Annotated in this window: 23 protein-coding genes; 4 read left to right on the forward strand and 19 right to left on the reverse strand. The window is 39.8% G+C overall.

The genetic code is table 11. From position 1 onward, the window contains the following. Window positions 1-270: 270 nt before the first annotated feature. From BM090_RS09465 to BM090_RS09475, 3 genes are all read right to left on the reverse strand, one after another. Window positions 271-618 carry a hypothetical protein gene (locus tag BM090_RS09465; RefSeq protein ID WP_091511486.1) on the reverse strand — a complete coding sequence of 116 codons (348 nt, stop codon included), beginning with the start codon at window positions 616-618 and terminating at the stop codon, window positions 271-273. Window positions 619-810: 192 nt separating this feature from the next. Beyond that, on the reverse strand, window positions 811-1,767 hold the full coding sequence (locus BM090_RS09470) for a polysaccharide deacetylase family protein (protein ID WP_091511490.1): 957 nt from the start codon (window positions 1,765-1,767) through the stop codon (window positions 811-813). A gap of 11 nt (window positions 1,768-1,778) precedes the next feature. Further along, window positions 1,779-2,174 (reverse strand): DoxX family membrane protein, encoded by a 396-nt coding sequence (locus BM090_RS09475; protein WP_091512087.1) that lies wholly within the window; start codon window positions 2,172-2,174, stop codon window positions 1,779-1,781. A gap of 111 nt (window positions 2,175-2,285) precedes the next feature. Here BM090_RS09475 and BM090_RS09480 point away from each other — a divergent pair, with 111 nt between their 5' ends. Further along, the gene (locus BM090_RS09480) at window positions 2,286-3,140 is read left to right on the forward strand and encodes a helix-turn-helix domain-containing protein (RefSeq protein WP_091511494.1); all 855 of its coding nucleotides are present in this window, start codon (window positions 2,286-2,288) and stop codon (window positions 3,138-3,140) included. 83 nt (window positions 3,141-3,223) lie between these two features. On the opposite strand, the gene BM090_RS09485 is transcribed toward BM090_RS09480, so the two are convergent. The 3 genes from BM090_RS09485 to recJ are packed head-to-tail and all read right to left on the reverse strand — an operon-like array spanning window position 3,224 to window position 6,668. Further along, window positions 3,224-4,045 (reverse strand): DUF4197 domain-containing protein, encoded by an 822-nt coding sequence (locus BM090_RS09485; RefSeq protein WP_091511497.1) that lies wholly within the window; start codon window positions 4,043-4,045, stop codon window positions 3,224-3,226. A 58-nt stretch (window positions 4,046-4,103) separates the two neighbouring features. Continuing rightward, the gene (locus tag BM090_RS09490) at window positions 4,104-4,916 is read right to left on the reverse strand and encodes an outer membrane beta-barrel protein (RefSeq protein ID WP_091511501.1); all 813 of its coding nucleotides are present in this window, start codon (window positions 4,914-4,916) and stop codon (window positions 4,104-4,106) included. Between the two features lie 15 nt (window positions 4,917-4,931). Beyond that, window positions 4,932-6,668: a single-stranded-DNA-specific exonuclease RecJ gene (gene recJ / locus BM090_RS09495; RefSeq protein WP_091511504.1), complete on the reverse strand. Its 1,737-nt coding sequence runs from the start codon at window positions 6,666-6,668 to the stop codon at window positions 4,932-4,934. Between the two features lie 307 nt (window positions 6,669-6,975). On the opposite strand from recJ, the gene BM090_RS09500 reads away from it, so the two are divergent. After that, on the forward strand, window positions 6,976-7,524 hold the full coding sequence (locus BM090_RS09500) for a hypothetical protein (protein WP_091511507.1): 549 nt from the start codon (window positions 6,976-6,978) through the stop codon (window positions 7,522-7,524). A 53-nt stretch (window positions 7,525-7,577) separates the two neighbouring features. On the opposite strand, the gene BM090_RS09505 is transcribed toward BM090_RS09500, so the two are convergent. The 5 genes from BM090_RS09505 to BM090_RS09525 all read right to left on the reverse strand — a co-directional run bounded on the left by BM090_RS09505 (window position 7,578) and on the right by BM090_RS09525 (window position 12,324). Next, complete coding sequence (locus tag BM090_RS09505) at window positions 7,578-8,414, reverse strand: type 1 glutamine amidotransferase (RefSeq protein WP_091511511.1); 837 nt, start codon at window positions 8,412-8,414, stop codon at window positions 7,578-7,580. 114 nt (window positions 8,415-8,528) lie between these two features. After that, entirely contained in the window at window positions 8,529-9,047 is a 519-nt protein-coding gene (locus BM090_RS09510; protein WP_091511514.1) for an HNH endonuclease, read from the reverse strand. 148 nt (window positions 9,048-9,195) lie between these two features. Next, window positions 9,196-10,311: a carboxylate-amine ligase gene (locus tag BM090_RS09515; RefSeq protein WP_091511518.1), complete on the reverse strand. Its 1,116-nt coding sequence runs from the start codon at window positions 10,309-10,311 to the stop codon at window positions 9,196-9,198. Between the two features lie 165 nt (window positions 10,312-10,476). Then, entirely contained in the window at window positions 10,477-11,505 is a 1,029-nt protein-coding gene (locus BM090_RS09520) for an ATP-grasp domain-containing protein (protein WP_091511521.1), read from the reverse strand. Between the two features lie 108 nt (window positions 11,506-11,613). Next, entirely contained in the window at window positions 11,614-12,324 is a 711-nt protein-coding gene (locus BM090_RS09525) for an esterase family protein (protein ID WP_091511525.1), read from the reverse strand. 526 nt (window positions 12,325-12,850) lie between these two features. Between BM090_RS09525 and BM090_RS09530 the strand changes: the two genes are divergently transcribed. Next, window positions 12,851-14,179 carry a sugar MFS transporter gene (locus BM090_RS09530; protein ID WP_091511528.1) on the forward strand — a complete coding sequence of 443 codons (1,329 nt, stop codon included), beginning with the start codon at window positions 12,851-12,853 and terminating at the stop codon, window positions 14,177-14,179. A 79-nt stretch (window positions 14,180-14,258) separates the two neighbouring features. Here the strand turns inward: BM090_RS09530 and BM090_RS09535 are convergent, their stop codons facing one another. The 6 genes from BM090_RS09535 to BM090_RS09560 form a co-directional block, all read right to left on the reverse strand. Next, a complete protein-coding gene (locus tag BM090_RS09535; protein ID WP_091511532.1) occupies window positions 14,259-14,645 on the reverse strand; it encodes an LIC_13387 family protein in 387 nt (128 codons plus the stop codon). Window positions 14,646-14,650: 5 nt separating this feature from the next. Further along, window positions 14,651-15,778 (reverse strand): FAD-dependent monooxygenase, encoded by a 1,128-nt coding sequence (locus BM090_RS09540; RefSeq protein ID WP_091511535.1) that lies wholly within the window; start codon window positions 15,776-15,778, stop codon window positions 14,651-14,653. A gap of 54 nt (window positions 15,779-15,832) precedes the next feature. Further along, window positions 15,833-16,429, reverse strand: coding sequence for a Crp/Fnr family transcriptional regulator (locus BM090_RS09545; protein ID WP_091511539.1), 597 nt, complete (start codon window positions 16,427-16,429; stop codon window positions 15,833-15,835). A 231-nt stretch (window positions 16,430-16,660) separates the two neighbouring features. After that, on the reverse strand, window positions 16,661-17,482 hold the full coding sequence (locus tag BM090_RS09550) for an alpha/beta fold hydrolase (RefSeq protein ID WP_143083936.1): 822 nt from the start codon (window positions 17,480-17,482) through the stop codon (window positions 16,661-16,663). Between the two features lie 281 nt (window positions 17,483-17,763). Continuing rightward, entirely contained in the window at window positions 17,764-18,675 is a 912-nt protein-coding gene (locus BM090_RS09555) for a hypothetical protein (RefSeq protein WP_091511546.1), read from the reverse strand. A gap of 115 nt (window positions 18,676-18,790) precedes the next feature. After that, window positions 18,791-19,396, reverse strand: a complete 606-nt coding sequence (locus BM090_RS09560; RefSeq protein ID WP_091511549.1) for an SOS response-associated peptidase — start codon at window positions 19,394-19,396, stop codon at window positions 18,791-18,793. Between the two features lie 231 nt (window positions 19,397-19,627). Here BM090_RS09560 and gcvT point away from each other — a divergent pair, with 231 nt between their 5' ends. Then, entirely contained in the window at window positions 19,628-20,728 is a 1,101-nt protein-coding gene (gcvT, locus tag BM090_RS09565) for a glycine cleavage system aminomethyltransferase GcvT (protein WP_091511552.1), read from the forward strand. A 53-nt stretch (window positions 20,729-20,781) separates the two neighbouring features. Here gcvT and BM090_RS09570 read toward each other — a convergent pair whose 3' ends face one another. Together BM090_RS09570 and BM090_RS09575 are read right to left on the reverse strand one after the other, a co-directional pair. After that, window positions 20,782-21,921 (reverse strand): hypothetical protein, encoded by a 1,140-nt coding sequence (locus BM090_RS09570; RefSeq protein ID WP_143083937.1) that lies wholly within the window; start codon window positions 21,919-21,921, stop codon window positions 20,782-20,784. A gap of 150 nt (window positions 21,922-22,071) precedes the next feature. Continuing rightward, window positions 22,072-22,473: a hypothetical protein gene (locus tag BM090_RS09575; protein WP_091511557.1), complete on the reverse strand. Its 402-nt coding sequence runs from the start codon at window positions 22,471-22,473 to the stop codon at window positions 22,072-22,074. Window positions 22,474-22,493 lie beyond the last annotated feature (20 nt).

Consider the following 22,493-nt stretch of genomic DNA (forward strand, 5'->3'; position numbering starts at 1 on the left):
TTTTAAAATCCAGCCAAGTATCAAATGTAAAACAGTACGGTTTTTTAACGTCAAAACCAGATATTGTTTCACCCATAAGCACCGCCGAGCCTGTCAGGTCATTTATGTCAATCTCCTTCGATGCTTGTATAAAAAAGTTAAGCAAATGGTCTGCTATGTTTTTGGGTATAAAGGGATTGTCTATAAAAGATTTAATACCTACAATAATTTGTTCTGTATTTGATGAAATATAAATAGGAGCATTATCGTATTCTGGGTGGATTAAATTTGCTATAAAGCTTTCTCCTTTTTTTCATAATGCAAGAGGTCTGCTATTTCAAAGATATTGTACAAAATAGGATCATCTTCAGCAGCTGACCCCTTATTAAGATTATTATTATACTTAATAAAAGCCAATTTAATTTTTGATGAATTAAGAAGTTCTACAAGTTCAGACATTTTTTCTACTTGTTTTACTTTTAAATGGTTGTTAAGCAACTCTTGATTGACTTTCCGCGCCAGCCAAAATGTTAGTAAAGTAATAATCATAGTTCCCACACCTATTATTATTTGAGTCCAGTCGGTTTTACTCGAACTTTCATTTACTTGATTTACAACAATATCAACCAAACAACTCATATTATTTTTTATTTTATAGCCTAAAAATAGAAATGTCTTATCACTCTGTGCAAAATCCGAAACACTAAGAATATCTGCAAATATTTTTAAAGTTTATTTTTTATCTGAAAAATTAAATTCTACCAAACGCAAGATTTTAGCCAACAAAAACAAAACACAGCCTTAAAAAAGACTGTGTTTTGCCATAAAAAATCATTCCCGAATGGCCGTTTTATCTTTCAGAATCATGGCAGCGATTTCGTCTTTTCGCTTGAAATTCACGCCTTTATGTGTCTGAATATAAGTTATAATGTCGCGGGCAACTTTCGCCATTTGAGGCGTGCCGCCGATGCGGTCGTGAAAACTAATAGACAACTGGCGGCGGCGCGTCGCACTTTCCTTGTAGAGTTGGTCAAACTCCATTTTTACTTGGTTGGCAAACTGTTCCGGCGAAAAATTTTTGCCTTCAATCAACACAATATCATTGCAGCGCAGCGTATAAGGCACAACCGCAAAATCTTTGTTATTGACCTGAATTACAAACGGTTCGTCTCTACTCAAATCGTCTATGTGGTAGGTAAAACCCAATTCTTGCAAAATTTTGAGCGTATTCGTACCCCTGCGCAACCAATTCGCGTTATAACCCACAGGCCGAAAACCCGTAACACTTTGCACTGCCTCCACGCCATCGGCAATAAATTTCTTTTCTTGCTCGTAACTCATGTTGTATTGGCTGCTCCAGTTCATGCCGTGTGCGGCGGCTTCGTGGCCGCGCCGAACGATTTCCTTCGCTAATGCGGGATTTTTGAGCACAGCAGCCCCCACCATGTGCGAAGTTACCTTAATGCCCAACTCGTCCCAAGTGTCTAGCATACGCGGAATGCCCTCTTTATAACCGTACTCATACCACGTAGCCGCAGGCAAATCCACAAAGCCTTGTTCCAAGTTGCGCGGAAATGGACTTTCGGCGTTCGTAGGCTGGCCACCCGCCTCAAATTGCATAGAAACCGACACAATCAACTTAGAACCATCTGGCCAATGGGCAGCAGGTGGCGCAATTTCGGTTTGGTTTTCGGGAAAAATAGTTTGTGCCGAGGTAGCAAACGGTGCAGCGGCAACGGCCATTCCTGCCAAACCCGTATTTTTGAGAAATGTTCTTCTGGATTTCATGGCGATAAGAATTATTTTTGGGTAAAGAAAGAATCCAACGCGTAACTGTTGCTTTCGATAAAATGCAGCAACACCGCGAAAAACACCACGTGCAGAAGCTGCGAAGGAATCGCTTCCCAGTTTTCTATCAGCGTAGTACCCAACAACAAAGCCAGCATCACCAAGCCGCCCACCAACAAACTTTGGCGCGTAAACAATCCCAAAAGCAGCAAAAGCCCCACCAACAATTCCGCTACAGGCAAGGCGTAACTAAACGGCCTTACCAACGTTTGCGGCAGCATGGACGACTCAAAACTTTTGGTCATCCAGTCGCTAAAACCCTGAAGTTTGGGCATGCGTACCAAACCGTGCCCGAACATACTTATCGCAATGGCCAAGCGTAACAATAAATAACTTGTCGTGTTCATGTTTTTTCTGATTTTAATAAAGTTTGCAAATGATTTATTTTTCAGCAAAATTATACCCACATAAACAAATAATACTTGTATAGTTTTGCTATTATTAAGTACATTTGAACCATGACAAAAGAAACTTTACACGAAGCCTTTTCGGTGGTGGTGCGCCGACTCGACCAATGTCCCCAAGCCGAGCATCAACATCATTTTTTTGAGTTAATTTATATTATAGAAGGAACAGGCCTGCATCATATCAACAAAAATGCGTTTAATTATCATGCGGGACATTTGTTTCTCATTACGCCCGAAGACATTCACTCCTTTGATATTCAAGCACCTACAACTTTCTTTTATTTACGGTTTAATAATATTTATCTAAAAGAAGGCGGCTTGTCTTTGGAAGGAATTAGGCATCTGGAATTTATTTTGCAAAATGCCAATCATCAACCCAGTTGTATTCTGAAAAATCAGCCTGATAAGGCTTTGGTTAAGCCCATTGTGGAGGCCATCGTGCGCGAGCAAGAAAATGCCAAGATGTACAACCGCGAACTCATAGAACATCTTATCAATACCTTAATTGTGGTGGTGGTACGCAATATTTCGATGTTTCAGCGGCTGGACGTATCCGAGCAAACCGAACAAAAAGCCATTGATATTCTGCATTATATCCAAACCAATATTTACACACCCGACAAGCTAAAAGCAAGCCATTTGAGCCAACAATTTAATTTGTCGAATCATTATTTAGGCCGTTATTTTAAAGCGCATACGGGCGAAACCATGCAGGAATACATTAATCATTATCGCACCAAACTCATTGAGCATCGCCTCAAACACAGCGACAAACGGATTAGCGAAATCGTGCAAGAGTTTAATTTTACGGACGAAAGCCATTTGAATAAATTTTTCAAAAAGCAATTGGGCTATTCTCCGCGCGACTACCGTACACAAAACAAAGTTGCTATTGCACAGCAGTAAAAGCATAAAAAATCCGCCCTTCTGCACAGCGGCAAAAAGGCGGATATTTGATTTGTGGAAATATAGATTAGCTAAATTTGAGGCTATTTTTTGGCACCAAAAACCTTTTGTAACAAATCGGTTACGCGGGCTTGTGGGTCTTGGCGGATTTTCAACTCCTCGCCTGCTACCACCGTAAACATGCCTTTCAGGGCTTTGTTGGTGGTGTATTTGCCCAAATCGGTTTCTACTTTCTTCACCCCCGGTATTTTGTTGTACAATTTGGTAATGTCTGTCCACTTAGACGTTGCGCCAGTGCTTTTGAGCGTTTGGCTAATGTACGGATAAAAAGCCGTGTACAATTGGTCGGTGGTTTTGCCTTGCAAATATTGCGTAGCGGCATCGTTGGAGCCTTGCAAAATATTTTTGGCATCGGTAATACTCATCGACGTAATGGCATTTCCGAAAATGTCCACTGCTTGCGGAACGGCCTTTTCGGCGGCACGGTTCAGGGTCGTTTCAAACTCATCTACTTTTTTACCCAAACCCATCTTGCGCAATTTGGTCGCTACGCGTTGCGCGTCTTCAGGAAACGGAATGCGTACATTCAAGTTTTTGTTAAACCCGTCGGTCAAACTCAACTGTGAAGAAGCATTTTTAGAACCCACTTTTAAGGCTTCTTTCAAGGCACTAGCCACATCTGATTCGGACAAACTACCAATACTAAACACAGACCCCAATACGGAACTTGCCGTACTCGTACTGGTGGTAGTAGTAGTTGTTGTAGTGGTGCTACTTCCACTAGTAGAAGTTCCCTTAATTACTTCCGTTGCTTTATCTTTTATTTTATTAAAGTCAATTTTTTGCGCTTGGGTGGCGGCGGCACTTGTAACAAGCAAAGCGGCGGCCATCGTTATTCTTTTCATAAAATCAGAAATTTAGTAATTGTGTTATAAGAATCTTAGCAAATCCCGTTCCAATTTTTTAGTAGATTCTAAAAAGCAAACCTGTGCTTATATTAAAACCACTGTTAGAGATATTGGGCGTGGCTCCTCCGACGTATTGGAAAAAACCGTTATTGATGTTGCTTGCTCCATTGATAAGATTGACGCTTGCGACCCAACTCAGTTTGTCGGTCAGGCGAGCATCTGCTCCCAAGCTATAAATAAACGCCAATTCCGATGATTTGGTTGTTTTCTTAATGTCATAAACATACGTTACATCATCTTTGTCCCAACTGGGTGTTACTTTTTCTTTCGCTGATGCTAAGATATTGTATTCCAGACCCGCCGACAAATATAAATTGAAACTGCGCGTGTCCACCAACGAATACGAAAGCATCAAGGGAACACCCACATAATAGAAATCATATTTATCTGAAACTACCGAATCAGCTTGATTGTGATAATTATATTCAAAACCCGATTTTTTGTTGTTAAAAAGCAAACCTACTTGATAGCTGAAACGATTGCCATCTCTTTTAATAAAAAGATTAGCCCCTCCTCGAAACGACCCAAAATTTTTATAAGTAACGCCACTTGGCGCAGGGTCTATGCTCATCGAATACGAACCAACGCCCAGAACAGACCCCAAATAAACTTTGGTTTTATGTTCTCCAAAAGCATTGCTTTTTTGTGTGGTGGGGCGGTATTCGTCTTGTGTTTTAACGGGTTCTTGCTGAACAGGCGGCGCGGTCGGCTTGGGCGGCGGCGTATAGTAAATATCATTTTGCGCAAAAACCTGCTGAGCCAAACCGCTCAAAAGCAGAAACAACACATGTTTAAGGTGAGATTTCATTTTGTATTTTAAGTATTAAAATTGAATGTCTTTTACCATAAGTTGCAACGAAATATTGCCCCTAAAATTATTTTCCTCAATTGTATAACACAACTTAAAGGGCTTTCCTTCTGCAATTTTGGGATAAAATTCGGCCATTCCAAAAGCGATGCCGTTGGCCGTCGTGCCATCGGCTTGCCGAATGGATATTTTCAGGTGTTCGTATTTGCCATTTTTGCCTTCCAACACGCGCGAATAACCCGTATCCGTAACATTCTCGGACATAAAAACTGGCTGCATATTAGCAGGCCCAAAAGGCGACATTTGTTTGATAATATTATAAAATTTCTGCGTTATCTGATTGAGCATCAGCACGCCATCAATTTCAATTTGTGGCACAAGTTGCGCTTCCGTAATGCGGGCTGTTACTTCTTGCTCAAAACGTTGTCGGAATTTCTCCACATTCTGCAAAGGCATCGTAAGGCCAGCGGCATGCGTGTGACCTCCGTATTGTTCGAGCAGGTCGGCACAAGCCGAAATCGCCTCGTACACATCAAAACCTTCCACCGAACGCGCCGAGCCTGTGGCCTTGTTGTTGGATTCTGTCAGGATAATGGTTGGCCGATAGTATTTTTCGATGCACCGCGAAGCCACGATACCCACCACGCCTTTGTGCCAGTCTGGTCTGAACAGCACCGACGACTTGGACTTTTGCAAAAACGGGTCTGTTTCTATCATTTCGAGAGCTTCTTGTGTAATATTGCTATCAAAATCGCGGCGTTCGTCGTTGCGCAAATTGATGTTTTTGGCACATTCGGCGGCTTTTGTCTCGTCTTTTTCCAACAAAAGTTCTACGGCAGCCTTTGCGTGTGCAATGCGCCCTGCGGCATTGATGCGCGGCCCCACGCCAAACACTAAATGACTGATTTGCAAATCATAACGACCTGTCATTTCCGAAGGGCTAAAACCCGCCACGTCCAGTAACGCCTTCAAACCCACGCGCGGCGCAGTACAAACTTGCTTCAAACCCCAAAATGCTAACACGCGATTTTCGCCCGTAATCGGCACAATGTCGGAGGCGATACTGACCACCACCAAATCCAAATACGGATACAAACGTTCTGGCTCAATATTTTTTCTTTCGCAAAAGGCCTGCATCAGTTTAAAGCCCACGCCACAACCCGAAAGTTCTTTGTAAGGATACTGACAATCTGCGCGTTTTGGGTCAAGTACGGCCACCGCCGCAGGCAAAACCGTGTCGGGCAAATGGTGGTCGCAAATAATAAAATCAACGCCTTTTTGGTTGGCATAATCCACGTGCGCCACCGATTTTACGCCACAATCCAGCGCAATAATCAACGAAAAACCGTTGTCGGCTGCCCAGTCAATGGCCCGATACGACACGCCATAACCTTCCGTATAGCGGTCTGGAATATAATAATCTATATTATTAGGATAAATTTCTTGCAGAAAGCTATACACCAACGAAACCGCCGTAGTGCCATCTACGTCATAATCGCCAAAAATTAATATTTTCTGCTGATTATCAATGGCTTCAATAACTCTAATAACGGCCTTTTCCATGTCTTGCATCAGGAAAGGCGAATGTAGATGCGTGAGTTCTGGCCTAAAAAATGCCTTTGCTTGATCAAAATCCGTAATGCCTCTTTGCACCAGCAAAGCAGCCAAAGAAGTATTGATATTCACCACCGAAGCAAGCGAATCGACTTGTTCGGGATTTGGTTTTGGAGCGAGTACCCAGCGTTTTTCCATAGAATGCAAAGATAGGTCAAAATTAAAATGCTTATAAAAAATATATCAGGGAAATATATCATCCTTTTACGATTAAGAATCAATGTAGGTTTTATCCTACCTCCAAACACACAACACACTAAAATTCAATACATTACATAAAAATAAAATTATAAACAAAAAATAACACAGCACTTTTCTAACATAATACAAGTATGTTTCTATGTCAAAATAAACAAAAAATAGATTTTATGTTTATTTTATTTGTACAAAAAAAGCACACTTAATTACTCCTTTTTCTCCAACAAATAACGCACAAGCAAAATTTATGGCACAATTTGTACCTTTTGCCCCCAACGTCGAAGTTAATGGGCAAACAGCACGTTCTATCATTGACGCAATTCCAATGGGACGAGATTACAGAATTGCAATTTTAGAAAGACACGGAATTATAAATCCACAAGACAACCAATGGTATCCGCAAGACAAATGGCTTGATGCTTTCAAAGAAATACACGATACCATTGGCCAAAGCACCTTATTTAATATAGGAAAAGCCATTCCTGAAAACGCGCAATTTCCGCCGCAAATAGATAATTTGGAAAAAGCACTACAAGCCATTGACGTAGCCTATAAAATGAATCATAGAGGTGGTGAAATAGGGTATTACAAACTTATTTCGTTTGATAAGGAGAAAAAAACGGCCGTAATGGAATGCAAAAATCCGTATCCATCCGAATTTGATAGAGGGATTATCATGGCCATGCTTCGCAAATTCAAGCCATTAGAGTCTATTCGCTACGAAGTGTCTTTGGATACCTCCAAACCCACCAGACTAAATAACGCAGATAGCTGTACCTATTTAATTACTTGGTAAAAACACAAAAGCCCACTTTTAAGGTGGGCTTTTTCTATATAAATCACTGATTACTATGCTTCAATCATTTGTTTTTTGCGCGTAGCTTCGGCCAAAAACGTGGGTAAAATAGTTTCATGTGTGAGCGGAATACGATCTGCCGTACTCAAATGCTCAATCATATCGTTATATTTTTCTTGACCGTGGTCAATAATCACTTGCATTTGCTTTTCTGGGTGGCTAAAGTGTACGCTCATCCCTTTGGGGTCGGCTTCTGGGTGAAACTGCGTAGCCACCATCTCGTCAGACATACGAATAGCCATGACAGCGCGTTCGTACTCGACATGTGGGCGTATTTTTTCCAAACAAAGCACCGATGCCCCCAACTCGTCCAAACGAGCTTGGTTGGGCTGTACGGCTTGCCAATCTCTAAAATCAGCCACATAAAAAGGCTCAGGCAAGTTGCGGAATAAAATATCTTTTTCGCCCGCCTCCGTTTTGTGTGTCGGAAAAATCCCGAACGAAGTGGAACGGCGTTTGGTTACTTCTGCCATCTGAAAATAACGGCAAACCATTTGAAAGGAATGGCAAATAAAAAAAGCGTGTTTTTTTACGTCGCGATTGCGTTCGTTAAAATTCCAAAGATTTTCTAACCAATTAAAATAATCGTGTTCCCAAGCCAAACCTTCACCATCGTAAGGACTACCAGGCCCTCCTGTCGAGATAAAAACATCATAATCTAAAGAAGGAACTTCATCTCTGTAGCGTGTTTCATATACCTTATATTCAAGGCCTTGCGGAAGCGTGCGTCCAAATGCGGTCAGGATTTCCTGAATGCCTCTCATGCCCTGATTGGGTATGTTATTGTAAAGGTCTAGGATTGCTACTTTTACGGGAACCGACTTGCTCATAGTATTTTAATTTTGAATAGAATAACAAATGTACGAGACAATGTTCTGAAAATAAAAGGCTTGTAAGTTTTTTTCCCTACAAGCCTTTCGGTTACGTTCAATGATACATTTCTCCTAATGTCTTACTGAGCCAAAGAGCTCAATAGACTTCTGTTTGTAGGCTTCTGCCGCTTCTTCAGCGGTCTTAAAAAAGCCCAATTCATAGCGCGTTCCCTTGTCATAAATCGTGGCACGATAATTCACGCCATCGCGGTAAACGCCTCTGAAGCCTGCCTTACTGGTGGTTTTACGAGTGTTACGAGTAATCTGTGAACGGGGTGCCCATTCAAGATTTTCCGTGCGACAGTCCAAACGGTTTCCGTTTTTGAACATGACATACAGCGTTCTGTCGGATTGAGGTCGTTCAATCAGCTGTTCGGCGATGTACTTATGCAAGTAAATCGTTTCGTTGCGATAAATGCCCGTCTCCTTGTTTGGGTAATTTTTCTGATAGAAAGCATACCCGTTCGAGTGGAGTCTAAGTTGCGCCAAGAAATCAATGGATTTGAGGTAATCGCTTTCCATAATCATTTTGTGCGCGTCGTCGGATATAACAACTTGTTTATCCGTGTTTTTAAGGTTAATTGTGTGCATGGCAATTGGGGGTTTAATCTTTAAGAAATTGATTATAAGGGATGTAAAGCCTTAACATTCCTACAAAGATAGAAAATATTAAGTTGTGTGTAGTTGTTTGGGATAAGCGGTTACTTTTAATGGCAACCACTTCTATTTACTGTTTTAACTAATAAGCATAACTATTAAGACCTACATTCGTCTGCTCGACAATGTAGTCCACTACGCGGCGCAAATCGCCTCCAGTAGCATTATAGACAGCCAGTTGGCGATCTGCACCAGTGCCTTGTTTTACCATTTGTTGAATATACTCCAACTCATGGCGGCTTCCTAATTCGTCCACTACATCGTCCACAAAATCAAGAAGCTCTTGTATAAGGGCTTTGCAATCTACTTCCTCTTGCTTACCGAAATCAATGAGCTTGCCCTCAATACCATAACGAGCAGCACGCCATTTATTTTCGTTAATAAGCGCACGGCGATAAAGTCTAAAATTCAAATTAGCCTTCATCAATTTATAAATTTTGGCTACCAATGCCTGCATCAGTGCTGCTAACGCGATGGTTTCGTCCACCAACATCGGCACATCGCAGATACGGAACTCAATGGTTTCAAAGAACGGATGCAAACGAATATCCCACCAGATCTTTTTGCCATTGTCTATACAACCCGTTTTGATAAGCAATTTAATATAATTATCGTATTCTCCAGCACTGGCAAAGAAATCAGGAATGCCTGTACGCGGGAATTTATCAAACACTTTGGTTCTGAACGACTTAAATCCTGTATTACGACCTTCCCAGAACGGAGAGTTGGTAGAAAGAGCGAAAATATGCGGCAAGAAATAACGCACTGCATTCATTATCTGCACACCAACTTCGCGGCTTTCGATGCCTACATGTACGTGCAAACCAAAAATCAAGTTGGCGCGAGCCGCATCTTGCAACTCATTCACAATTTCCTCATAACGAGGATGTTCTGTAATCAACTGATTTTGCCAAAGCGAAAACGGGTGCGTACCAGCCGCCGCAATCAACAAACCATTGTTGGCCGCTTGCTCTGCAATAATGCGACGCAAATATGTTACTTCACGGCGTGCTTCTTCTATATTTTTGCAAATATTAGTCCCTACTTCTACCACCGACTGGTGCATTTCGGCTTTTACCTGCTCCTTGAGTAATATTTTCCCACCTTCCACAATCTGTTGCATGTGCGAGCGAAGCTCACGCGTTTGAGGGTCTATTACCTGAAATTCTTCTTCTATACCTAAAGTAAATTCTGCCATACGAAATACAATGGTGTTTTTGTTTAAAATGATAAACTATTACAATAACAAAGACGGGAATTGGTGAGGAATGTTGGCGTACTTAACAGGTTCTTTATCAGGGATAATATTGAGGCGCAGGTTAAACAAACGCCTCAATAAACATGCTATTTTTTCAATGATCAATTACTTTTCTGCGGGGACTTTGGCCACTTTCTTAGCGGGTGCTTTTTTAGGAATAGCAGCACTAGCCAACGTATCCGTAATCGCTGCACCTGCCACAGCCTGACCCACAAATGTGCCCCAAGTAAGGTTCATTTGGCCTGGTTTGTGTTCTTTAGCGCGGCGAATGGCCAAATTAGAGGCAGCCTCCACAATCCATTCAAAGTTTTCTTGCCCTACCGAATTTACATCAGCATCAGGGGCAGGATTACAGAAATCAATAGCCAAAGGCACGCCATCACGAACCGCAAATTCTACGGTGTTGAAATCGTAACCCAAACCAACGTTTAGTTTTAGCACATAATCGCGCACCAAATCCAACAATTTCTTTTCCGCTGGGCCTTTTTCGACTACATAACGTAAATGATGCGGGTTGCGCGGCTCATATTGCATAATGTGTACGTCTTTACCACCGATGCAATAGCAACGGAAATAATCATCAAACACTACTTCTTCTTGTAGCATCATGACCAACTGGCCAGTTTCGTTGTAGGCTTTGAAAAACTCGTCCATGTCGTTGAGTTTGTACACGTTTTTCCAGCCGCCACCCGCAAACGGTTTGAAATAGGCAGGGAAACCAACGTAGTTGAAAATACCTTCCCAATCCAAGGGAAACGCCAAGTTGCGGAAAGAGTTGCCATTCGTATCTGGCGGATGTTGGTTAGATGGTAGAAGCACCGTGCGCGGCACAGGTACGCCTACTTTCAGAGCCAATGCATTGTTAAAGAATTTCTCGTCGGCACTCCACCAAAACGGGTTGTTAATGACGGCTGTGCCGCCAATGGCTGCATTTTTCAAGAAACCCCTGTAAAAAGGTACATCTTGCGAGATACGGTCAATAATTACAGCATAGTCCGATACTTCGCCCTGAATTACACGGCTAATGTGTACAGCTTCGGCCACAATTCCTTTTTCTTGTTTCTCGTTCACCCTCTCCACAAAGGCCTGCGGGAAAGTACTTTCTTGCCCAAACAAAATGCCAATTTTTTTCATAAAATCAATAGAAAGTTAAAAGTTATACCACCCCAATGCATTATTCATCATACATTGGATTACCATAAATTTAGGAATACCTTAGCTAAACTTCTTTTAGGATTAGTTTTAAGATTGGATTTGCGCCAAATAATCAGGGAACATCTCTCGCCAAACAGGCCAATCATGATTGCCGCCTTTGCGAATATCCAGCCAATTATTCAAGCCCTTACGATTCAGAATTTCGGACATCTGAATATTGGCTTGCAAACAAAAATCATGTTCGCCCACACCAAACACTACACCCATCTCATAAATGGCGGGGTTTTGCAAGCCTAGAACAAAATCAGGGGGATTATTATAATAACAAGTGTCGTCATAGTAACCGTCAAGCTGCATTTTGATATCAAATGCGCCGCCCATATTGAAAATATAGCCAACCATTTCAGGATGTCTAAACCCAAAATTAGTTGCATGATACGCCCCGAAACTACAACCCGCAACTGCTACTTTATGGTAGCCCGTTTCATTTTGCGCCCGCGACACGACTTCCTCCAAAATCATGCGGTCATAATGTGTGTGATTATATGCTCGGTGGGCAGGGTGAATCGCTTTGTTATACCAACTGTCTGTATCTATACTATCAGGGCAATAGATTTTGACACGTCCTGTATCGACGAACCACTGTACGGACTCTATGAGTTTGAAGTCTTTATTCTGATAATAGCGTCCCATTGATGTCGGGAACACAATAACAGGGTAGCCTCCATGTCCAAAAACTAACATTTCAGTTTCTCGCCCAATAGCAGGCGAGTACCATTTCAAGTATTCCTCTCTCAAATTACAATCAAATTAGCGTGGTACATCTGTTTTTGTTTATCCAAAATTATGGGTTAATTTGATTTTGCCAAATAAAAATTCAAAAAAAAAGCTTTTGGTAAAATTTTATAAAAGGCTTTTTATTAAAAAAAAATAACCGTGTAAGTCTTTTACAAAAACAATCAACACACACAAAACACTGATATACAGACATTTAATACTATTAAAAACTACATAAATACATTGGTTAATTCGCAAAAAAATATTCCATGGTAAAGGCCAAAAAAAATGCTATGTTTTGCAAAATACTACGATTGAAGCATCGATATTTATCCTATTTTCAAGAATAGTATCGCTATTATATTAAATAATACAACTTGATAAACAAGCGGTTATACTTAACATAATAGATTATAGCAAAAAAACTTTTTTTGTTTGTGCGGGGAAATGAATATTTTGCAGGCTTCATTTATAGCCATATAATATAGAAGGCAATAAAACCATTATAAAACAATTGTTAAACTATTTATCCAACATCATCTGACCAATGGCAATTTCTGCACCATCGGGCGGAGCGGCACAAGCGACCGCACACGACCCACAAGCAAATTACACCCCTGCCCTTTCTTCGCTGATTACCCTGTTTTTCATGATGGGTTTTATCACGTGCTTCAACGACATTCTGATTCCGTATTTGAAAATCCTTTTCGGCCTCAACTACACGGAAGTAATGCTCATTAATACGTGTTTCTTTGGGGCGTATTTCTTTATGTCCATTCCGTCGGGCAAAATCGCCGAAAAACTTGGCTACAAAAAAGCCATGATTATCGGTTTCTTAGTGGCCAGTTTGGGTTGCTTTTTATTTTATCCTGCGGCAGCGATGCGCGTTTATGCCCTGTTTTTGGTAGCCTTATTTATTTTAGCCACAGGCATTACGCTTTTGCAAACAGCTGGTAATCCGTATGTTGCTGTGCTTGGCTCGCCTGAAACGGCTTCGAGCCGCCTGACGCTTACGCAAGCGTTCAACTCTTTGGCTACTACCATTGCACCTGTGGTTGGTGCTACATTGGTACTCAAAAGCCTGCCAGCTACACCCGAAATACTCAACGGCATTTCGGATTTTACGAAGCTCAACAGCAGCCAACAAGAAGCTTATAACAGCTTTATTGCTTCTATCAATATCTCTACTTTGCAAAATACCTATTTGGCGTTGGCGGGTGTGTTTATTGTGATTGCCGTGATTATGGGCTTAATGAAATTGCCACAAATTACGGGTGCAGACGTAGAAACGGGCCAACAAGACAGCAAGCACAGCAGCGCGTGGAGCTACAAACACCTTGTTTTGGGTGCGGTTGGCATCTTTACTTATGTGGGTGCGGAAGTGGCTATCGGTAGTTTTTTGGTGAATTATTTGGGACAACCCGAAGTAATGGGCTTGAAAGAACACGAAGCGGGTCACTGGGTATCATACTATTGGGGTGGCGCGATGGTTGGCCGTTTTTTGGCCTCTTATGTGCTCACACGCATTAACCCTGCTAAAGTTCTCACATTCAATGCGTTGACTGCGGCTGGCTTGGTAATTGCTACGATGATTTTGGGCGGCACTTTGTCGGCTTACACTATTTTGGCAGTAGGCTTGATGAACTCGCTCATGTTCCCTACCATCTTTACTTTGGCTCTCAAAGGCTTAGGCAAATACACCGACCAAGGCTCTGGCATTTTGTGTACGGCCATCGTGGGCGGTGCGATTGTGCCATTGTTGCAAGGTTTCTTTGCCGACTCTATCGGTATTCGTTTTGCGTTTTTCTTGCCTGTGTTGTGCTACCTTTACATTGCCTATTATGGCGCGAAAGGTCATGCCACTGATGCGGAATAATCAATCGTACAAAATATAAAACAAAAACCCGTTCAGATATACTTGAACGGGTTTTTTGTTGTCATTAGAGCGTAATTGTTTAGGAAATTTGTTTATAAAAAATCAAATAGCAGATTAGGGAAATGGCAAAAAATGCCGTTGCTAAAAGATGAAAATATAGCATTGACAACAACAATAATATAATGGTGATTACAATACTCGAAATCAACAATTTTTTGGTAACCACATCGGCAATCATAAGATTTTGAAAACCAAAAACCGAGAGTAAAAAACCCATCATAATACTGAAACCGTTATGAAATTTCAAGAAATCATGTGTGCCCAAAAGCTCAATTTTAAGATTTTTCATTTGCCGGAGCACCGCCAATATTTCGGAGCTTGGGTTGGCATTTCCTGCAAAATGTGCCACCAAATGCAACGCACCCAAAACGATAAAAGCCACAGAGCCAATTTTGTAAAGTTTCATCTTGATTAATCTATTTTAAAAATCATATCCAACTGTTTTTTGTTCAGGAATTTAGGCGTGTTTTTCATCGCAAAATTTCTAAACCAAATCCCAAAATCATTTTCCCAATGCGCCATTTTCCCGATTGCCCAACTCGTCTTGACGATGGCATGTGCCTTTTTTCTTCGCATATTTTCATATTCTTTAAAGGCATTTTCAAGAGCAATTCCGCTGTCCAATAATTTGCCCAACACATACGCATCTTCGACAGCTTGACAAGCTCCCTGCCCCAAATTTGGGGTAGTAGCGTGCGCCGCATCACCAATCAGACATACATTTTCGCGCTGCCATTGGTCAATAGGACTTAGGTCTATAATATCGCTGGCAATGATTTTTTCTTTGGGAGTTGCCGCTATTATTTTTAGAATATCTGCATGAAATTCTTTAAAATTTTCGGATAAATTTATCTGTACTAATTCTGTATTTTTGGCATTTTCCAACGCATACCAATACACTTTTTTATCACTAATTTTCACAAAACCAAAACGTTTTCCTTTGCCCCAAGCCTCATTTAATTCGTGATGATATTTTTCGGGCAAATCTATTTCGCAGATACCACGCCAACATTTTTGATTGGCATTTCGCAAAGTACTTGGCTCAAAAAGTTGGTTTCTGACCTTCGATTTCAAACCATCCGCCCCAATCAAAAATTTGGTTTGGGTGGTAGAATAATCCTCAAAAGTGAGCTTAAAAGCGTCTGATTTTTCGATTTTAGAAAGTCTTTTGGATAACATAATATGCTGGTAACCAAACGCATCTGCCAATGTCTTTTGCAGTTCGCCTCTGTGAATCGCAATATTATGAACGCCATATTGTTGCTCATACGCACGCAAGTCCGCGACAGAAATGCAGTTCAGTTGCGCATCCGTAATTTTCATATAAGAAATCCGATTTCCTGCGGCCTCTATTTGCTCATGCACACCCAATTTTCTAAAAATCTGCATGGCATTATTGGCAATAATAATGCCCGCCCCCACAGGTTTTATTTCGGGTGCGGCCTCAAATACTTTGCAAGACAAACCCTTCTGTTTCAGCGTCAGGGCAGTAGTCAAACCGCCAATTCCTGCTCCGATAATAGTAACTGTTTCTTTCATTTGACGATAGAATTACAGCGCAAAATTAGACGGCAGCACCGCAAAAAACGTACACTAAAGGTAATTAATGCTAATGCGTTTTCGGATTCGGCTCAACGACTGGGGCGTAACGCCCAAATAGCTGGCAAGATGTCGTTGCGAGATTTTTTGGAATATAAGTGGATTGTCCTGTATAAGTTTAATGTACCTATTTTCGGGTGAATAATAAAGTAAATCTTCCACTCTTTTTTTAGCAGATAGATATGCTTTTTCGGTCATTTTTTTAGAAAACATTTGCCAATAAATATTTTTATTACAAAGATTTTGCCAATCTTCTTGAAATATAAAATAAACTGTACAATTTTCTAAGGCTTGTATATTGAGTTTTGAAGGTGTACTTAACAAAAAACTTTCGTAATCTGTAAAAACAATATCTTCTATTTTTTGATTAAAATGAAATAAAAAATTTACTTCTTCCGCATGCTCATTTACATAAAAAGTTCTTAGCGAACCATTATTAACCAATCCAATAAATTTACAAATTTCTCCTTCTTTCAAAACAAACTCATTTCTTTTTATTTCTTGGGATTGCATTAACGAATAAAGTTCCGTAAATGGTTCTTTTTCCATTTGCAAAAGTGATTGTAGTTTGTCGTAAAATGGTGTATTCATAAAAATTAAATATGCTCTGCTACCAATTCAATTTCGTTTCTGTCATAATACGGCTTTAGCGGCTCTCTATTCAGCCAAAGCGATTCTTCTTGCTGGCTCAAAATAACGGGCATTCGTTTAGGCCATAGTTGATTTTCAACTTAGTTTTTTATTTTAAAAAAATTCAAAATGCTACCTGTTTTTATATTCCAGCGATTGTTTATTTATATATAATCACTCGCTAAAACAGTATTAAGAGCAAAGGGAGTTGTATTTTATTTCTGCCAATACTTTTTCTAGTATTAAATTAAATTCAGTAGGTTTCTCTATCATTGGATAATGCCCAGTTGCAGCGATAAATTCAACATGAAAACTATTTTTACAATGGCTTTTCAGCCCTGTTTCATTTGTAGGAAAACCATCACTATTGATTAAGTATAACTTATAGTTGAGCTGTTCAAGCCTTTGTGCATCGGCATAAGCATATTGCATTTGATTCATAAATGTCTCATAGCCAATAACAGGATTACTACTTGCAAAATCAGATTTTACGCTATCCCGTATTTCTGTTGATGTTGTTGGATGAAAAAGCATCAAATCTGCATATACAGGTGCTGAATTTTTAAAATTGTTTTCAAGCATAGGAAAAAAGTCGGTCATTTGTTTCATTTGCTCTGGCGTAAATATAACGTCAATCATTTTAAAATTGTCAATACCTACAATACCAACTATTATTGGATTATTGATTAACGCTAATTCCAACATAATTTCTCCCGCCATAGAATGTGCGATAATGATCACTTTTTTAAGGTTCATCGCATCTATAAAAGCAATTACATCATTTGCATATTCTTCAATAGTCCAGTTAGTCCTTTTAGCAATTGATTGGCCAAAACCAGGTAAATCAATTGCTAAAACATTGTAATCCCTAGAAAAAAAATCTACTTGATTATTCCAATATGTCCCATCAATACACCAACCGTGTAAAAACAAAAGTGTTGTATCGCCTTGCCCTTGTTGAATATAATTAATTTCAACTTGTTTTTCTCTGATTGTAACTTGTTTAGCTATCATACTATTCTGTGTTTTAGCCTTACTTGCACTTGATATAAGCGAAGTAGGCAATTAAATTACTTTTTATTTGAATTTGATGCAAAGCTAAATAGCCTGTATGACAACCTATTGTCAGGGGGTTAAAAATAATCTTTGAGAACACTTTTTAAAATGACTCGTCGGGCGTTAAAATGTATTGTATTGTTGTAATTTAAGTTATTTTATTGAAGTAAAACGCTCGTATTTCTTATGAATAGCAAAAAAGATAATAACAAACATAATATATAAAATTTTACACAACCTTATATACTTTCTTTTACTAATTTCAATAAATGTTCCATGATTATTTTCTTATCATACTTGTCAAACTTATCAGCAGTCAGATAACCATATAAAACATAATCTATTGATTCATAATCTAATCTATTACCAATAATAGCATAAAATGCTTTGTCAAAAGCATAATAATCTTGAAACTCAGGTTGGTCAATTTTTAAAATATTTTCCATTTTCTGTATATAATATTGCTTTACTTGATCAAAATACTTTTTTCTCACAATTGGCAATATATCTTCTTTTCCATTATGAAACTGCTGTAAGGCTTTTTCATATTGTTTTTCTGAATATTGAATGGTATCTGTTATAATTTTTTTACTCTTATAATATTCTATAAAATCACTATCAGGCGTTAGTCCATTTTCCATAAACCAATCCAATGTTTTAGCAAAACGATCCTTCAACTTTTTAATATTTTCAACACCACAAATAGTTTCAATTTGATGCCTATAATTTTCCCTTTGCTCCCATTCAAGCATAGGCAAATGCATCAAAATTCGGTACTCGTCCTTTTCTTTTTTAATGAAGAATAAGTTATAATATGATTTACCTGGATCATATGCATTTAACGCACAAGCACTTTTCGTGATTGCTAAATCTGAATAAAAATCTTCATTGTCTGTATATTTTCGCAATATTAGTTTAGGAGGAACAGCAGCTATTTTATTGCGAAAAATAAAAATATTTGTGCTATCTGTTTTATCTACTTTGATATACGTTTTATATGTAACATCATTTACCCAAATAACTTCTGACTGATAATCACGAATAGCAATAATCAAGTCGCTTTTCTGAATTATTTTCCGAAGATTGAGATTTTGCGCACCAACAAAAGTGCTTGTTATAACTATAAAAATTAATGAAAGATATTTTCTCATACAAGTAATACTTTATTGAAAAATCATTATACTAAATACAACAATAACTTACTTTTGAGTGCTTATATTTTCAAAATAAATATTTTTTACACCTCATTTTCAGATAGCTTATTTTTCAAATACGCTCGGCCACTAATCTAATTTCATTGCGGTTATAATACGGCTTTAGCGGCTCTCTGTTCAGCCAAAGCGATTCTTCTTGATGACCCAAAATAACAGGCATTCGTCGTTTTGTATTATGTATTTCGTCCATTAAATCATTGGCTTCTGTGGTCAGAATTGTAAACGTATAAATATCATTTCGGATACTATAAATACCTGCCATCGCAAAAGGCAAATTATCCGCAGTTTCTATCTCATACGGAATTTTAAAAAGTTTCCCATTTACGGTTTCATGCTTCCATTCTTTAAAACTTTCGGCCAGTACCAAACATCTATTTTCAACGTAATTTTTGTAGGAATTAAGCGATTCCAGTGTCTCAATTTTGGCGTTGAGTGTATTGGCTTTTTTCAAAAATTCTTGTTCGTCTTTGGCAAAAAATGGCACTAATCCCCACTTGGCCAACGTAACAAATTGCGGGGAAGTATTTAAGATAACAGGCATATTCGGGTACGAATAACCGTTGGTCATTTGCGCATCACCAAGCGGCATTTTGGGTGTCGCTTTAAAACGCGATTCAATTCGTTTGGCCTCCGTCGCAGGTTTATAATGGTAGCACATGGGTTTATTTTTTGTTGAATATAAAATAAATTTAGTTGTGATAACAAACTTTTACCAAACATTCCACTCACCATTCCCCCGCAAATTCTCAAAATCCGACAACATTTCAAAGTATTGTTATATTTTATTGAAAATGTAGCCACTTCCTACACCACGCCTCCTTTTTCCCAAAGAAAAACGCTACCTTTGCGGCCTGTTTACTACCCCGATAGTTTTCCCAAATAAATACCAATGGAAACAACTCAAGAACTTAAAAAAGTGGCTCTCAACGACCTACACGTACAGTTGGGCGCGAAAATGGTTCCTTTTGCAGGCTACAATATGCCTGTGCGTTATAGCTCCGATTTGGAAGAGCATCACACCGTGCGCAATGGCGTAGGCGTGTTTGATGTCTCGCACATGGGCGAGTTTGTGTTACGTGGCAAAAATGCGCTGGATTTGGTGCAATTAGTTACTTCCAACGACGCTTCCAAACTCACCGACGGCAAAATTCAGTATTCATGTTTGCCCAACCACACAGGCGGCATCGTGGACGATTTGTTGGTGTACCGCATGAGCGAAGAAGAGTATTTTTTGGTGGTAAATGCTTCCAACATCGAAAAAGATTGGAACTGGATTAGCGAACATAACCGTTTTGGGGTGGAAATGGAAAACGTTTCTGACCAATTGAGTTTGTTTGCCGTGCAAGGCCCCAAAGCCATTGCGGCGTTGCAAACACTCACGGACCTAAATCTTTCCGAAATCGAATATTATACTTTCCGCAAAGGCACATTGGCGGGCGTAAATGATGTCCTCATCTCGGCTACTGGCTACACTGGCGCGGGTGGTTTTGAGATTTATGTACGCAACGAAGACGCGCTCACGATTTGGAACGCCATTTTTGCAGCAGGCGCAGCCGAAGGCATTAAGCCGATTGGTTTGGGCGCACGCGATACTTTGCGTTTGGAAATGGGTTTTTGCTTGTACGGCAACGACATCGACGACACTACCTCGCCTATCGAAGCGGGCTTGGGCTGGATTACCAAATTCACCAAAAACTTCAACAATTCCGAAGCACTTTTGGCACAGAAAAACAACGGAACGGCTCGCAAACTTGTTGGTTTTGAGATGGTAGAGCGTGGCATTCCGCGCGGACACTACGATTTGCAAGACGCAGACGGTAACCTTATCGGGCAAGTAACATCGGGTACGCAGTCCCCAACACTGGGCATCGGTATCGGCATGGGCTACGTGCAAACTGCTTTCAGTAAGCCAGATTCCGAGATTTTTGTAAATGTTCGCGGCAAAGCTATTCGCGCCAAAGTCGTGAAACTGCCGTTTATCAAAAAATAAATCATCAAGAAAAAGCCCCAGTAATCTGGGGCTTTTTTTATGATAATAGCTGCTTACAAATTTTTGATTACCTCATCGTAAGAACCGTACACAAACGGGCAAATAATCCTGTCCGTCATCACATTCACCGCCCCAAATTTGCTGGCATTGAATACCACCACCAACTCAGCATCAACAATCATGGGCGGTGCAGCATACGCCACAGGCAACAAGGCTTTTCCTTCGCGATTGATAAGCCCATAAGCCGACCCAACCTGAATCACCGCCAAATCTTCTTTCCAAACAGTGGCGCAAAGCAAATAAAATTCGGCCTCCGTAACCTCTGTATATTCTTTTTTGCCCAAATCTTTTACTTCTTTCTCGGCTTTCTCGGCTTTGCCCGTGAGTTTGGCCACGCCTTTGGCCGTACCCGACACCGACACCCAACAAGTTTCATCTTTTACATACAGTATCGCGTAGCGCGAGAACTTTTCTTTGTCTGGATTTTTGGCCTCAGAAACAAAATAACGCTTTGTTATGCCAATTGTGTCCCAAAGGTCGGTGTAAGTAATGGCAACATCAGCATTTTGGGCAGTAGTTTGACCTTTTTCGAGCAAATACGGCGCAAAACGATACATTCCGTAATAATAATTGAATAGCTCATAGATATTACTTTCGTCTTCGGCGAGCCAATCTTTTATCTCAAAAATAGTAGAGTCGGACTGATACGAATCAAAAACCGTTCCTTCTCGCAAGCCGTCCATGCAATCAGCAGAAGTAAAAAACACTTCCAACTCATAGGCAAACTCAATGCTTTGGTCTGTGCTTTTACTCAGGCCTTTGGGGAAAAGTAAATACACGGCCTCGTGCATGGCGGCTGTGTTTTGGAAATGCGTTTGGCTTTTTTGCCAATCAATGTAGTTGTGCAAATGACGCACGCGCACTTGGCGGATATATTGGTTACACAACGAAAGATTTTCCAAATGCGTTTGCTGCGTGTCCCAGTCTAAGGCGGTGGCTTCGGCGGCAAGGTCTTTGTACATTTTGGTTTCTTTCATGTTGTTCCAATCTGCATCCAACACAAAAGTTTTTAGGATAAATGCTTTTGTCAAAGAAACTTCATAAAATTCTTGTGTGGGGCATAGCTTTAAAACAAGGCTTTGACTATCAGTATTTATCTGCTGAATAGTACACTGAAAAAGACATGATGACATATTTTGGGGTAGTTAATTTTTAATAAAATACTAATCATAGACACTTAAATAAACATTAGGTTTAATTACTCCAAAAATGACATTTTTTCTCTAAAAACAAATGGCCGCTACTTGTTCAGTAACGGCCACATAGACTTTATTTATAATCAATTATCTATTCAAAGAATCCAACCAAGCTTCTGCATCTGCCATAGAATTAAACTTATTGCGTGGCATCTGACTTTTCATAATCAGTGCTTTAGATTGCGCCTCCAAAAAGGCACTTTCATTCAACACTTCTGCCACCTGCAAAACACCTGTATTCACTATCAAGCGTTGAGCTGCTTCATGTATGCTCATTATGTCTTGGGTATAAATTTTAGCATAGGAAAGATTAGTTACTAATGTAAATTTAGGTTGTGTAAGAGTCAATACGTGTTCCCAATCTTTCAAATAATGGCTAACTACTTGTTCATTTGGCCAAAAACCTTTAATACTCAAATAAACACGATTCTTACTTTCATCATAACTAAGACTGTAGTAAGTGTTAGAGGCTATGTTTAGTTTACTCATAAATGAAAACTTTTAAATGG

The sequence above is a fragment of the Flexibacter flexilis DSM 6793 genome (assembly GCF_900112255.1).
Classification (GTDB): Bacteria; Bacteroidota; Bacteroidia; order Cytophagales; family Flexibacteraceae; genus Flexibacter; species Flexibacter flexilis.